Genomic DNA, 14,528 nt, shown 5'->3' with positions numbered 1-14,528 from the left:
TACGCCGCCGGAGCCTTGCCTATCACAGGCGGCCTGCCTGTACTCAACTAAAAAAGCAGGCTGCCCCAAAAGGCAACCTGCTTTCTGATTAGCTGGGCAGCAGCTTTACTTCGTGAAGCGGTGCGTGATAACCTGCTGACTCTGGGTGGTTACCTGCAACAGATACATCCCGGCCGGGAGGGCACTTACCTCGGCCGTGCCGCGGTCGAAGGCCCCGTTGGCTACGGTGCGGCCGTGCAAATCCAGCACGCGGTAGCGGCTGCCCGTCAGGTTTACTTCGCCTCCACTCAGCTGCAGGCGGTCTACCACGGGGTTCGGGTAAAGCTTCGTGCCGCCCGTAGCGGCTTCGGCCGTGGTAGCCAAGGCTGTGCGGGCTGCCCCACTTTTCGTAATGCGCACCCAGTTTATATTCCAGCCACCTGTTTGGGCATATATCCCGAAGTTGTAGGTACCCGCATTGATGGTCACGGTCCGGGAAACGGTGGTCCAGGTCTGCCAGCCCCCCGTACCCGGAATGGTGCTGTTACCGAGTTGGATAGCCCCGGCGTTCAGGTCCGAAGAAATAGTGCCGCCCCCGGCTCCGCTGGCTACCCGATACTCAATGGTATAAGTGCCCGAGGTCGGGAAGTTGATGCCGTTCCACACCAGGTAGTCACCAGCATCCACGAAGCCCATGTTCTGCCCGCCGCCCGCGTCGGTGCAGGTTTCCACCGTCATGCCGTTGTTCACGCTGGCCGCTTCGGCCTGCAGCGTTACACTAAACGAAGGCGAGGTGGTAGTAACGGTGCGCACCCGCAGAGAAGTGGTTTTGTCGTTCCAGTTGCCGGTGCCCAGGGGGTTGTTTACCAGGCAGGCGTTGCCGGCGCTGCCTACCGTGAGGGCGGCGCCGCTGTAGTTGTTGTTTTCGTAGAGCACCACCTCGTAGCCACTGTTCACTTTCAGCGACGACACGTCGTTGTCGAGGATGCCGCGGGCCTGCAGGGCCGCCAGGGTGTAGTCGCCGGCGGGCAGGGCCACGGCCGTGCCCGTGTAGTTGCAGTCTTTGTAGAAGGTAGCCACGCCCGTAGCGGGCGGCGGGGTAGTGCCCAGGCCGGCAAAGCCGCCAAACGTAGCTACCACTTTGGTCGGCTGGGGCGTGTGCAGCGACGAGGATTGGTCGTTCACATCATCGTAAGCAAAGCCATAGTTCAGGTTATCGACGCTGATGCCGCCCTGGTGCCAGAAGCGGGCGTAGTAGTTGGCCGGGGCCGTGAGGTAGTACTGGCTGGCGTTGTACCAGTTCTGCTGGCCGGGGTTAGGGGTAGTGGTGTTCACTACGTGGCGGTTGATGGCCGCGCACAGCTGCGACTGTATCACCAGGTCCAGGTCCCCATCGCCCACGCGCTGATCCAGCACACCCTTGCCTTCCAGCACTTCCTGGGTGGTAGGCTTGCGCGAGATGACGCCCGTGCGGCCCACAAACCCACCCGATTGGCCTACCACCGTCAGGCGCCCGTTGCTGATGCGGCCCTTGAATACGCCCGCGTCGCCGGCGTTGAAAATCAAATCCTCGTTTACATACTTGCTCCAGATGGCATCAATGTAGGAGCCGAAGTAGTTGGCCTGGGCCCCGCCCGCCTGAAACGCCGGCGACTTGCCGGGGCAGGTAATGGTGCCGGCCGAGGTGTTCAGCAGGCTCTGGAAAGCCGTGGGCGCAAAGCTCTGGTAGGCGGCCAGAATGTCGGCGTGGCTTTTCAGCTCGCCGGCACGCTTGTAGTAGCCGTTGCCCCACAGCTCCAGGCCCATGGGGTAGTGGTAAGAATCGACGCGGGTGTGGTTGCCGAAGAAACCGAACGTATTGTTGGTCAGCTCGATGAACTCGTAGCGAATACCCTTGTTCGGGTCGTTGGGGTTCTGAAAGTCCGGCGCGGCGTAGCCCGAGGGGGCCCCCGATGCTCCGAAGAAGTACAGGTACAGCTGCTGGCCCTGGGCAATAAACACCCGGCAGCCCGCAATATAGGGCAGCGTAAACGTCTTGTTCGGGATGTTGCTCAGGCGCGTAAAGCAGGCCGCGTACTTCGAGTTCTGGCCCGGCCCGGTGTTGCCGTTGTACGTTGGCCCCGTCGCGGTGTTATACGAGGCGCTCATGGGTAGCACCTGGCTGGTGGCGGCATTGATCCAGAGGTGATTACCAGCCTCGTCTTTGCCCACAATAGCCACATACAGGTCCGAATCGGGGTAGGGCGAGTTGTTGGCGATGGTGAACGGGATGCTACCCTGGGCCCACCCCGCAAGGGGGAGCAGCACACTCAGGAGCAGAGTAAACAGTGAAAATAGCGTACGCTTTCTCATACGGTGAAATGGTTGTGGTGGGAATTGGACAAGGCACACTGCTTCGGCTTACCCGGTGGGGTAGGCGCGAAGTCGGTGTGTAAGAGCAGAACGGGAGCGGCGGAACAGACTGGCCAGCAAGGTGGGCCAGAGAGGCAGAGCCCTGGGCTCAGAAGCGGCGGGCAGCTATAGGACATAGCCAATGTAGCTGACTTTTACCCGGCAGAAAAAGCCCAAAAATCTGCCGCGCAGGCGTTCTAAACACCTCTGGCGCACGGCAGTTAGCTGTTAACGCACACGGCCGCCGGGGGCCCTGCGGGTTAGCGCGGGTTGCGGGGGTAGGCGCTACCACTTAAGGCACACGCTAGCAGCCGGCTACCGCACCACCAAATGCCTGAATTATGTAAGTCGGGCAGTGTCTTTTCTTCTTCTATCCTTATACACTTCCCCACTTCATCCCCTCATTACCTCATCCCCTTTTACTCTTACCTTTGACGATATGGAAACGCAAGCCACCACCCTCGCCCAAGACACGGCCATCTTCGATCTGATTCAGAAAGAGCAAGAGCGGCAAACCCACGGTATTGAACTCATTGCCTCCGAGAACTACGTTTCGGAGCAGGTGATGCGGGCCCAGGGCTCCATCCTCACCAACAAGTACGCCGAAGGCTTGCCCGGCAAGCGCTACTACGGCGGCTGCGAAATTGTGGACCAGATTGAGCAGCTGGCCATTGACCGCGCCAAAGCCCTGTTCGGGGTAGAGTGGGTGAACGTGCAGCCGCACTCCGGCGCCCAGGCCAACGCCGCCGTGATGCTGGCCGTGCTCAACCCCGGCGACAAAATTCTGGGCTTCGACCTGAGCCACGGCGGCCACCTCACCCACGGCTCGCCCGTGAACTTCTCGGGCAAGCTCTACCAGCCCACGTTTTATGGCGTGGAAAAGGAAACCGGCCTTATCGACTGGGAAAAAGTAAAGGAAACCGCCCGCCGCGAGCAGCCCAAGCTCATTATCTGCGGGGCCTCGGCCTACTCCCGCGACTGGAACTACCAGGCCCTGCGCGAAGCCGCCGATGAGGTAGGCGCCCTGCTGCTGGCCGATATTTCGCACCCTTCCGGCCTTATTGCCAAGGGCTTGCTGAACAACCCCTTCCAGCACTGCCACATCGTAACGACCACCACCCACAAAACCCTGCGCGGCCCCCGCGGCGGCCTGATTATGCTGGGCAAGGATTTCGAGAACCCCTTCGGCCTGAAAACCCCGAAAGGCGAAATTCGGATGATGAGCAGCCTGCTCGACTCGGCCGTATTCCCCGGCACCCAGGGTGGCCCGCTGGAGCACGTAATTGGCGCCAAGGCCGTAGCCTTCGGCGAGGCCCTCAGTGACGCCTACGCCGACTACACCCAGCAGGTGATTCGGAATGCCCAGGCCCTGGCCCAGGGCTTTGTGGAGCGCGGCTACCAGATTATTTCCGGCGGCACCGATAACCACCTGATGCTGATTGACCTGCGCAGCAAGGGCCTTACCGGCAAGCTGGCCGAAAACACCCTCATCAAGGCCGACATCACCATCAACAAAAACATGGTGCCCTTCGATGACAAGTCGCCCTTCGTGACCAGCGGCATGCGCATCGGCTCGGCGGCCGTTACCACCCGGGGTCTGAAGGAACCCGACATGGCCCGCATCGTGGACTTTATTGACGAGGTGCTGACCCACAACGCCGATGACGCCCGCATTGCCCGGGTGCGCGGCGAAATCAACGAGTGGATGCAGCAGTACCCGCTCTTCGCCTAACGGTGAACTGGTGAAATAGTGAGGTGGTGGGTTCGGTTTGATTTCCGCGAGCCGAACCCATCTTCTTCCCCTATTTTTTCGTTTGTTTCCTGCCGCTTGCTGCAGGCCGGCTGGTTTACTCACCTTTTCGCCACTTCACTACTTTCCCCATTACACTCAGTGGATCCTACTCAACCTGCGCTGGGCGACCAGCAGGAAATGTCTTTTATCGACCACCTGGAGGCCCTGCGCTGGCACATCATCCGGGCGGCCATTGCGGTGGTAGTGTTTGCCCTGGGGGCCTTCTTTGCCAAGGACTTTCTGTTCCATGACCTGATTCTGGGTCCTTCCCGCCCCGATTTCTGGACCTACCGGATGCTGTGCCGGGCCGGAACCCTGCTGCACGCCGAAAGCCTGTGCGTTGACAAAATCGGATTCGTGATTCAGAACCGCGAGATGAGCGGGCAGCTTTCCATGCACCTGAGCTCGGCCTTTATTGTGGGGCTGGTGCTGGGCTTTCCGTACCTGTTCTGGGAGTTGTGGCGCTTTATCAAGCCGGGCCTGTACCCGCACGAGCGGCAGAACTCCCGCGGGGCCGTATTTTTCGTGTCGGTGCTGTTTGTGGCCGGCCTGCTGTTTGGCTACTACATTGCGGCGCCCATGAGCATCAACTTTCTGGCCGGCTACGTGGTGGACCCCACCATCGAAAACCAGATTGACATGCAGAGCTACATCAGCACGCTCACGACCATGACCTTGTCGTGCGCCTTCGTGTTTGAGCTGCCCATGATTGTGTTCTTCCTGGCCAAAGCCGGCCTGATTACCCCCGAAATCATGCGGGTGTACCGCAAGCACGCCATTGTGGTTATTCTGATTGTGGCCGCCATCATCACGCCCCCGGATATTTCGGCCCAGCTCATTGTTACGGTGCCCATTATGCTGCTCTATGAGCTGAGCATCAATATTGCCCGCGTGGTCAGCCGTACCCGCACGGCCAACCTCAACGCCCGCCTCGCTGAAAATCAGGGAGTAGCTTAACAATGTGCTTAATGTGAAAAATGTGGAGGAATGTGGTGAGCTACCCAGCATTTCATGGCATTTATCCTCATTTCTCACATTGTGCACATTCCACCACGTTCTCCACATTTGATATGAAACTTGCCATCGGCTCCGACCACGCCGGCTTCGAGCAGAAGCAGATGCTGCTGCAGTGGCTGCGCGACAACGGCTACGAAGTTCAGGACTTCGGCACTCACTCGGCCGCTTCCGTCGATTACCCCGACTACGTGCATCCGCTGGCTTCGGCGGTGGAGCGCGGCGAGTTCGAGCGGGGCATTCTGCTCTGCGGCTCGGCCAACGGGGTGTGCATTACGGCCAACAAGCACCAAGGCATCCGGGCGGGGCTGGCCTGGGAGCCAGAGGTAGCCTCCCTGATCCGGCAGCACAACAACGCCAACGTGGTGTGCATTCCGGCCCGCTTCGTGGATGAGGAAACCGCCCGCGCCATTACCAGCCAGTTCCTGAACACCGCCTTTGAAGGCGGCCGTCACCAAACCCGCATTGATAAGATTGGCGTGTGAGGAGGTAACAGGTGATGAGGTAAATGGTGACAGGTGACAGACGGCTGGCGGCAGACTTCTGGCCGGCGGCCAGGCGTCTGCCCGCCGGCCAATGGGGCAAGTCTCCCGACTTGCGGCGGCCGAAGGCCGCCAGCTCGCGTCTGGGCCGCTCGCGCCGCGTGGCTTCATTCGGGCGGTTCCTGCCTGACAGGGTTTACATATGAAAAAGGCCGCCAGTACGATAATATCGTGCTGGTGGCCTTTTGACTTTACAGGAGGGGTAGCAACTTATGCACGCGGCGCCAGCGGCCCAGACGCGAGCTGGCGGCCTTCGGCCGCCGCAAGTCGGGAGACTTGCCCCATTGGTCGGCGGGCAGACTTCTGGCCGCCGGCCAGAAGTCTGCCGCCAGCGCACCTACTTTACTTATTCACTCATTCACCACCTCACCACTCAGCCTATACACACCAGGGGTATTGGTGGGGTGGTAGCGGCCGAAGATGGCAGGCACTTTGTACTGCAGCTCAGGCAGCAGTCGGGCTTGGTCGATGAGGTATTGGGGAGGAGAATCCCGAAAACTCTGGGCCAGCCGAAAGACGGCATTGTACTCCTGTAAGTGCCCGAAGTCGGTTTGCGCCAGGCGCCAGTCGAGGTAGGGGGTGGCCAGGCGGTTGTGCAGGTAGGGGCGCTGATCGGGGCCCAGCACCAACAGGCGCTGGCCCTGCAAGAAGGCGTAGCGTGGGTTGGGCTGCACGGCGTAGTGGCGCTCGGCCGGAATCTGGAGTACCTGCTCCAGGTGCAGGACGGCCCGGTAGCGCACCACCACTACCGCCCCGATAACCAGCAGCAGCAGCACCTCGGGCACCCAGGCGCGCCGGGCTTTCTGCCACAAAAACAAGCTGAAGTACGTGAGCGGGGGTAGCAGCAGCACCAGCGTACCGGTAGCCATGCCCCGCCCCACGGCCGCCATGCCCACCGCCACCAGCACCCACACCAGCATCAGCTGCTGAAACTTCACCTGAAATACCAGCCCCAGGGAGGTAGTAAAGCTGCGCCCGATGCCCAGTAGCAGCAGCCCACCCGGCAGAATGAGCAGGCGCAGCAGCACCCACAGCGGCAACCCGTCAGTTTCGTTCACAATGCCCTGCAGGGTAGGCGTGAGGTGAAACTGCACGAAGCCCGGCAACGACTCGGTATAGAGAAAAAAGGTAACAGCCACCGAATACGGAAACAGAAACCCGCACACCAGCAGCAGAAAGCTCCGGAATGAGTTGGCCGCAAACACAATCACGGCAAACAACCCAACCAGCAGGAACAAGGCCAGCGGCAGGTAGCACAGGGCTCCTACCCCCACCAGAAACCCAGCCCGGAACAGGCGGCGGTTGTCATAGCCCTCCCGGGAGGTAGGCAGCAGGGCGCTGAGGGCCGCAATCAGAAAGGTGTGTCCCAGCAGCAGGGGCGAGAGGGTGTCCAGGTCGGTGGTGAGGCTGCCGATGAGCAGGAAGATTAATGCCCCCACGTAGCCCCGCTCGGGGTGTACATCGGCCCGGTTGAGTACGAAGTTGAAGCGCAGGGCCTGAAACGCCAGCAGCACCAGCGCCAGGATGCGGTAGAGCCATACGGGCCGGCCGGCGGCTACATCAAGCGCCCCAAACAAAGCCGCCGACAAGGGCGCGGTGCTGTCGTACAGGTCGCGGTAGAGCAGGGCACCCTCGTGGAGCCGCTCGCCCACCAGCAGGGCCCGCAGCTCCACCGGCGTGAGGGCAATGCCCAGCCACAGCAGCGGTAGCCGCAGGGCCAGCAGCAACAGCAGCAGCGCAAACAGGCGGGTGGGCAGGGAGCTTTTGAAGAATTGCAGCAAGGGGTAATACGTCAGGAAGAGCCGACAACCAGCGTCAGGCAACTGTAAAAGTACGGCATCCGGGGGGCCTTTGCGAAGAAGTTCGGAAGCAGACAGCGCAGGCTACCCCCGGTCCGGCGCCAGAGGTATCGGGCCGGTTGCCGCCGGCACCACCCGAACGAAGCCACTGGAACAATACCCGACGCGCCGTACACCAACGGCGCTGGAGTTCAGCGCCGCCCGCCCCCTACCCCACCAAGTCAGGGCAACGCCGGCAGGTGGCTACCGGTCCGCCGCCGGAAGCTACCGGTCGGTTCAATGCCATTTCCGGACTCTTCTTTCCTCACCGCCAATTACCTACTTACTTAATCCTCTGCAACCGGTATCTTTGCGGATTCTTATGGAAAGCAAACGACAGCAAAAAGTAGCCAGCCTGCTCCAGCAGGAGCTGGCCGCCGTATTCCAGCGCGACCTGCCCCACCTGTTCCCGAGCCTGCCGCCCGGTATCAGCCTGGTGCGCGTATCGCCCGACCTGGGCGTGGCCCGCGTGTATCTGAGCCTGCTGATGGCCCCGAGCAACACCGCCGCCGAGCAGCAGCTGGCCCTGGTGCAGGACAACCTCAAAGCCATCCGGCAGGCCCTGGCCAAGCGCGTGCGCCAGCAGCTGCGCATCGTGCCCGACCTGGTTTTCTTCCTCGATGACTCGGCCGCCTACGCCGCTCACATGGACAAGGTGTTCGGCGACCTGCACATTCCGCCAGCCCCCTCAGCGGAGCCCGAGGCCGGCTCTGATGCTGAAGGCACCGCGCCCAAACGCCCCAAACTCTTCGCCGACGAAGACGAGTAATGAGGTGGTGAGATGGTGAAATAGTGAGTTATCCTGCTGACTACTACGCCATCAGAACATCCAGCTCACCATTTCACCATTTCACTATCTCACCCCTTGTACTACGATCCGATTAAGAAGTCGCTCGGCGAAGTGTTCAACCGCACGCCCTTGCTGCGCCGCCTCTTCTACCACCTGCTCGATTTGCTGCTGCTGCGCACCTGGCACGTTCACCGCGAGCTGCGCCAGTGGGCCAAAGGCCACACCAGCGAGGCGCTGAACATCCTCGACGCCGGCTCGGGCTACGGGCAGTACACCTATTGGCTGAGCGGGCTGAGCCGCAAGTGGCAGATTCTGGCCGTAGATGTGAAAGACGAGCAGGTAGCCGACTCTAACCGCTTTTTCCGCCAGATCGGGCGCACCAATGCTCAGTTTGCCGTGCAGGATCTGGTGCTGTATCAGCAGCCCAACTCCTTTGACCTGGCTTTGTCGGTGGACGTAATGGAGCACATTCTGGAAGACGTGGAAGTGTTCCGCAACATTCACGCCTCCCTCAAGGACGGCGGCATGCTGCTTATCTCTACCCCCTCCGACCAAGGCGGCTCCGACGTGCACGCCGACGGCGAAACCTCTTTTATTGAGGAGCACGTCCGCGACGGCTACAACATCCATGAGATTCAGCAGAAGCTGCGCACGGCCGGCTTTGAGCGGATTGAGGCCCGCTACAGCTACGGCGAGCCAGGCCAGGTTTCCTGGCGCCTGAGCATGAAGTACCCGATCTTGATGCTGGGCTACTCGAAGTGGTTTTTCGTGCTGCTGCCGTTCTACTACCTCGTTACGTTCCCGTTCTGCCTTATTCTGAACTGGTTTGACGCCAACACCAAGCACGACTCCGGTACCGGCCTGATTGTGAAAGCCTGGAAATAGACCTTTTTTCCGTTGGCGGCGTATCTTGGCTCCTGAACCGTACCCGTTGCCTGTCAGCTCCGCTTTTCCACCCGTTTCGCCCTCCGCGCCCCGCACGTGAACGTATCCCTGCTCATTGCCCGGCGTTATTTTCTCTCGAAGAAGAAGCGCAACATCATCAGCATCATCTCCAATATCTCCATGGTAGGCGTGGCGATAGGCACGATGGCGCTGATTATTGTGCTGTCCGTGTTCAACGGGCTGGAGGAAGTGGCGCGTAGCCTCTACGGCAAATCAGACCCCGACCTGATGATTACGGCCGTGCAGGGTAAGTCCTTTGAGGTGAACCCGGCCTTCATCAAGCAAATCAAGGGGTTGCCCGGTGTGGCCCTGGTTACGGAAGTTATCGAGGACAATGCCCTGCTGCAGTACCGCGACCGGCAGATGGTGGTGAAGATGAAGGGCGTCTCGGACAACTACTACCGCCAGAGCAACATCGATTCGGCGATTGTGGAAGGCAGCTCCCAGCTTCACCGCGACGGCATGGACTACGCCCTGCTCGGGGCCGGCGTGCAGCACGAGCTCAGCATTGCCCTGGACAACCGCTTCTCGCCCATGCGCCTGCTGTACCCGCGCAACACGGGCCGCAAAACGCTGTCGATGAACCCCGAAACGGCTTTTAACGAGCAGAACATTCTGGCCGGCGGCGTGTTCCTGATTGAGCAGCACGTAGATGACAGCTACATCTTTGTGCCCCTGGAGTTTGCCCGCACCCTGCTGCACTACGAAAACCGCCGCACCGCCCTGGAGGTGAAAGTACAGGAAGACCAGGAAATCGGGCAGGTAAAGGAGGCGCTGAAGCAGCAGCTCGGCGCAGGCTTCAAGGTGCTGGACTCCGACGAGCAGCACCTGAGTTTGCTGAAAGCCATTAAGGTGGAGAAGATGTTCGTGTTCATCACCTTCGCCTTTATCCTGCTCATTGCCAGCATCAACATCTTTTTCTCCTTGTCCATGCTGGTCATCGACAAGCACAAGGACATTGCCGTGCTCATGGCTATGGGGGCCAGCTCCCGCACCATCCGCAACATCTTTTTGCTGGAGGGCGCCATTGTAGCCCAGGTTGGGGCCTTTACGGGGCTGGTGCTGGGGGTAGGCATCTGCTGGGCCCAGCAAACCTTCCATCTGGTGGGGATGGGCATGGCTACCAGCGTGGTGGATTCTTACCCCGTGAAGATGCAGTTCTCCGACATAGCCCTGACGGGGGTAGCCATCATCTTTATTACCATCGTGGTTTCCATCCGTCCGGCCCTGAACGCGGCCAGCCTGGACCTGCGCGAGAATCTGTAGCACCTAGCCTTCCCGTGGAGTTCCCAATCCCGGAAAACCACTTAATCCTCATTCCTCCAGCACTTTATCTACTGCTGATTTTCTCTTGTGCGGCGGTTCTACGGGGTAGAGCCGCCGTATTTCTTTGTGCTTAGCCCGGAAAGTATCATTCTGCAAAGCGCATCCACTTACCTTCGTAGACCAGAAAGCCTGGTTGGACAGCCTTTTTGGGCATGTTCATCTTGATAATGTGACTATTCTTGGATTTAATTTTACTTTTTGGTAAAAAAATAAGTATTTAGCATTTGTTACTACTTTCAACGCTGCATTATTGTCGTCGACTATGAAGGTTTCCACTTCACAGCCCTTTCAAATAGTTTATTCATTACTCGAGCATGAGTATCTAGGGTATCTGTTTGAATCGTACGTGGTGCAGCGAAATCAGCGGGGGCAGCTTACCCTGCAGCACCAAACGGTATCGGCCAAAAACGCCCCGGAGTTTGCCGATGGCCTGGATGAAACCGACTTCGAGCTCATTGCCCTCACCGACCAGATTCAGCAGGACGCGGTTATCAAGGAGTTTTGGTCGAAGAAGACCACGCCGGCCGATTTCTTTCTCAAAATTTACGACCCCGAGAAGGGTGATAAAGGCCTGCAGGAAGCTATTTGCACCTACGTGCAGGACCGCATGGGCCAGATTCTGGAGCGCCTGCAGGGCAAGCAGGTGTTTATTATGGGCAAGGATGGGGAGCCTACCTGGCGCGAGATGGGGGTAGCCCCGGAGCGGGCCTCCGTGCTGTTTCACTTCCGCCGCAACGAAGACAGCACCCACTACTTCCCGACTATTCAGTACCAGGGTCAGAAGCTGGAGTTCCAGTACAAGAACGCCGTGATTGTGTGCGAGCAGCCGGCCTGGCTGCTGCTGGGCGACACGCTCCACAACTTCCACAACGACGTGGACGGCAAGAAAATCAAGCCCTTCCTCAACAAGAAATTCATCGTTATTCCGCGGCAGGTGGAGGACAGCTACTTCCAGCGCTTCGTGGCGCCGCTGGTGGAGTCGTTTGATGTGCACGCCCGCGGCTTCGATATTCGCTCGGAGCGCTACGTGGCCCGGCCCCAGCTAACCTTCTCGGATGCGCCGGGGGCCACCGTGGTAGCGGCCCCGGCCCCGCGCGCGGTTGCACCCGCCCGCCGGGGTAGCCCGGTGGCCGCCCACACGGCCACGGCCGAGGCTACGGTATCAGAGCACATTCACTTTGACCTCAGCTTCCGCTACGGCGACCATACCGTGCACACGGCCCACAACAAGCGGGTGTGCGTGAAGCTGGAAAAGAAGGAAGACAACTACATCTTCCACCGCCTGATTCGCAACCTCGACCGGGAGCAGGAAATCATCAGTGAGCTGCGCGACCGGGCCCTGGAGGTGAAGGGCGGCCGCGCCGTGCTAGAAAAAGCCACTGCCTTCCGCTGGCTCCACCACCACGCCGACGAGCTAGCCCGCCTGGGCTTTACGGTGCAGCAGGGCCCTACCTCCGGCAAAGACTACTTTATTGGGGCCGTGACGGTGCAGGTGGGCATTACGGAAACCAACGACTGGTTTGACGTGCACGGCACCGTCTGCTTCGGGGAGTTTGAGGTGCCCTTCATTAAGCTGCGGCCCTACATCCTGAACAAGCGCCACGAGTTCCGGCTGCCCAACGGGCAGATTGCCATTATCCCGGAGGAGTGGTTTACGCAGTACCTGGAGCTGTTTGCCTTCTCGGAGGAGCACCAGCATGCCCTGACTTTGCGCAAGCACCACCTGGCCCTGGTGTCTGATCTGCAGAACGGCAACCTGGCTACCGTAGTCATGAGCCGGAAGCTGGAAAAGCTGCGTGAGTTTGAGGCCGTGGAGGACCGCCCCCTACCCCCTTCGTTCCGCGGTGAGCTGCGCCCCTACCAGAAAGCCGGCTACAACTGGCTCCACTTCGTGCAGGACTACCAGTTCGGCGGCTGCCTGGCCGACGACATGGGCCTGGGCAAAACCGTACAGACGCTGGCCATGCTGCTGCAGCGCAAGGAAAGCGGCGCGGCCCAGGGCGCGGCTTCGTTGCTGGTAATGCCTACCTCGCTGGTGTACAACTGGATGGCCGAAGCCTTTAAGTTTACGCCTACCCTGCGCCTGCTGATTTATACCGGCACCTACCGCGACAAAAACGTGGAGCAGTTTGCCGATTACGACGTGGTGCTGACCAGCTACGGCATCGTGCGCCTCGACGCCGACCTGCTCCGGACCTACAAATTCGACTATGTAATTCTGGACGAGTCGCAGGCCATCAAGAACCCGGGCTCTACTACCTCCCAGGCCGTGCGCGGGCTGCACTCCCGCCACCGCCTCATCCTGACGGGCACGCCGGTAGAGAACAGCACCATGGACCTCTGGTCGCAGATGTCGTTCATTAATCCGGGTTTATTGGGTACCCAGGCTTTCTTCCGCAAGGAGTTTCTCAAGCCCATTGAAAAGGGCAAGGACGAGGCCAAGACGCGCCGCCTGCACACGCTCATCAAGCCCTTTATCCTGCGCCGCCACAAGGCCCAGGTGGCCCGCGAGCTGCCCGATAAGATTGAAAACCTGAGCTACTGCCCCATGACGGAGGAGCAGCAGCAGTGCTACGAGGAAACCAAGAGCTTTTACCGTAACAAGATTCTGCAGAGTATAGAGGAGCACGGCACGGCCAGCACCCAGTTTATGCTGCTGCAGGGCCTGACCAAGCTCCGCCAGATTGCCAACCACCCCCGCATGGCCGACGAAGAGTACGCCCACGAGTCGGGCAAGCTGCGGGAGGTAGTGCGCATGATTAAGAGCGTGGTATCGGAAGGCCACAAGGTTCTGGTTTTCAGCCAGTTTGTGAAGCACCTCGATATTGTGCGGGCTTCTTTGGACGAGCGCCAGCTGGCCTACGCCTACCTCGATGGTAACACCCGCGACCGGCACAAGGAGGTGGCCCGCTTCCAGGAAAGCGACGAGCTGCGCGTGTTCCTCATCTCGCTGAAGGCCGGGGGCGTGGGCCTCAACCTCACCGCCGCCGACTACGTGTTTATTCTGGACCCCTGGTGGAACCCCGCCGTGGAGGCCCAGGCCGTGGACCGGGCCCACCGCATCGGGCAGCAGCGGACGGTGTTCACCTACAAGTTCATCACCCAGAACACAGTGGAAGAGAAAATCCTGGCCCTGCAGAACAAGAAAATCCAGCTGGTCACGGACCTGATTACCACCGACGAGGCCATCATCAAGAGCCTGACCAAGGAGGATATCGAGGAGTTGCTGGGGTAGGAAAATTCTTTATTCAAGGTATTTAGAAACGAAACAGAACGTCATTCCGAGCTTGTCGAGGAATCTCGCGTGCTGAGGTTGCCGGAGTAATCTGATTACCACTGCACGCGAGATGCTTCGACGGGGTTTAGCATGACGGTCTGTTTCTCGTGCTGCCCACACAGCCTGAGTAGGCAGCTCGTGTAGCCCAAGTCACAACTGAGGCTATGCTGAAAGGGGCTAACTCCTGCGGAATCCGGTGCTGGCTGGTGTAGTAGCTTCCTGTTCTGCCCAGGCAGGGGTTGAAGGCTGTGTCACAAACACGGTACAAATGTCCTGGGCCAGCTCGTCGGAAAACAGGTGCTTTGTGCAGAATATCCACTTCTTGGGCTTAGGCGCTACAAGCCGCTGTTCCGCACGAATGCTCTTTCTTTCCTGCCGGATAGTAGGGTAGTGACCAAGCTCAGCTACAGAACACCCGTTTCTATTACCCCTGCATGAGAAAATTTTTACTCCCGCTAGGCCTGGCTTTCCTGTCGTATTCCGCTACGGCTCAGCATAGAGCATGGTCGGTGGGAATTCTGGGCTCCTACGGTCACTATAAATTCAACCCGGCCGAACGGCAGTTTGGTCAGTACCTGTTACATATCTACGGCATAGAGGCGCTGGATATGTGGCGGCTGGGCGTATTTGCCCG

General features: G+C 59.7%; 10 protein-coding genes. 8 read left to right on the top strand and 2 right to left on the bottom strand.

Translation table 11 applies throughout. The annotated features are described in order from the left end of the window. Positions 1-105: 105 nt before the first annotated feature. On the bottom strand, positions 106-2,286 hold the full coding sequence (locus GGU46_RS00050; RefSeq protein ID WP_215906229.1) for a beta-1,3-glucanase family protein: 2,181 nt from the start codon (positions 2,284-2,286) through the stop codon (positions 106-108). Between the two features lie 523 nt (positions 2,287-2,809). Between GGU46_RS00050 and GGU46_RS00045 the strand changes: the two genes are divergently transcribed. From GGU46_RS00045 to rpiB, 3 genes are all read left to right on the top strand, one after another. Beyond that, positions 2,810-4,102 (top strand): serine hydroxymethyltransferase, encoded by a 1,293-nt coding sequence (locus tag GGU46_RS00045; protein WP_183401563.1) that lies wholly within the window; start codon positions 2,810-2,812, stop codon positions 4,100-4,102. A 159-nt stretch (positions 4,103-4,261) separates the two neighbouring features. Beyond that, positions 4,262-5,119 (top strand): twin-arginine translocase subunit TatC, encoded by an 858-nt coding sequence (gene tatC / locus GGU46_RS00040; RefSeq protein WP_317171817.1) that lies wholly within the window; start codon positions 4,262-4,264, stop codon positions 5,117-5,119. 113 nt (positions 5,120-5,232) lie between these two features. Continuing rightward, positions 5,233-5,661 carry a ribose 5-phosphate isomerase B gene (rpiB, locus tag GGU46_RS00035; protein WP_183401562.1) on the top strand — a complete coding sequence of 143 codons (429 nt, stop codon included), beginning with the start codon at positions 5,233-5,235 and terminating at the stop codon, positions 5,659-5,661. Between the two features lie 407 nt (positions 5,662-6,068). On the opposite strand, the gene GGU46_RS00030 is transcribed toward rpiB, so the two are convergent. Then, on the bottom strand, positions 6,069-7,499 hold the full coding sequence (locus GGU46_RS00030) for a hypothetical protein (protein ID WP_183401561.1): 1,431 nt from the start codon (positions 7,497-7,499) through the stop codon (positions 6,069-6,071). 379 nt (positions 7,500-7,878) lie between these two features. On the opposite strand from GGU46_RS00030, the gene GGU46_RS00025 reads away from it, so the two are divergent. The 5 genes from GGU46_RS00025 to GGU46_RS00005 all read left to right on the top strand — a co-directional run. Next, complete coding sequence (locus GGU46_RS00025) at positions 7,879-8,325, top strand: ribosome-binding factor A (RefSeq protein WP_183401560.1); 447 nt, start codon at positions 7,879-7,881, stop codon at positions 8,323-8,325. 96 nt (positions 8,326-8,421) lie between these two features. Next, the gene (locus GGU46_RS00020; protein ID WP_183401559.1) at positions 8,422-9,231 is read left to right on the top strand and encodes a class I SAM-dependent methyltransferase; all 810 of its coding nucleotides are present in this window, start codon (positions 8,422-8,424) and stop codon (positions 9,229-9,231) included. A gap of 96 nt (positions 9,232-9,327) precedes the next feature. Next, complete coding sequence (locus GGU46_RS00015) at positions 9,328-10,557, top strand: FtsX-like permease family protein (protein ID WP_183401558.1); 1,230 nt, start codon at positions 9,328-9,330, stop codon at positions 10,555-10,557. 322 nt (positions 10,558-10,879) lie between these two features. After that, positions 10,880-13,852, top strand: a complete 2,973-nt coding sequence (locus GGU46_RS00010; RefSeq protein ID WP_183401557.1) for a DEAD/DEAH box helicase — start codon at positions 10,880-10,882, stop codon at positions 13,850-13,852. Between the two features lie 476 nt (positions 13,853-14,328). Beyond that, positions 14,329-14,528, top strand: a 200-nt coding sequence (locus GGU46_RS00005) for a hypothetical protein (RefSeq protein WP_183401556.1), incomplete at its 3' end; no start/stop codon positions are given.

It is taken from the genome of Hymenobacter latericoloratus (assembly GCF_014199535.1).
In the GTDB taxonomy this organism is placed as follows: domain Bacteria; phylum Bacteroidota; class Bacteroidia; order Cytophagales; family Hymenobacteraceae; genus Hymenobacter; species Hymenobacter latericoloratus.
Note: the sequence above shows the minus strand (reverse complement) of the source record. Positions and strands in the feature narration are given on the sequence as shown.

What these genes read in the sequence shown, in the direction of transcription:
- GGU46_RS00045 (WP_183401563.1), top strand. Translation starts at nt 2,810, where the DNA reads ATGGAAACGCAAGCCACCACCCTCGCCCAAGACACGGCCATCTTCGAT.
- rpiB (WP_183401562.1), top strand. Translation starts at nt 5,233, where the DNA reads ATGAAACTTGCCATCGGCTCCGACCACGCCGGCTTCGAGCAGAAGCAG.
- GGU46_RS00025 (WP_183401560.1), top strand. Translation starts at nt 7,879, where the DNA reads ATGGAAAGCAAACGACAGCAAAAAGTAGCCAGCCTGCTCCAGCAGGAG.
- GGU46_RS00010 (WP_183401557.1), top strand. Translation starts at nt 10,880, where the DNA reads ATGAAGGTTTCCACTTCACAGCCCTTTCAAATAGTTTATTCATTACTC.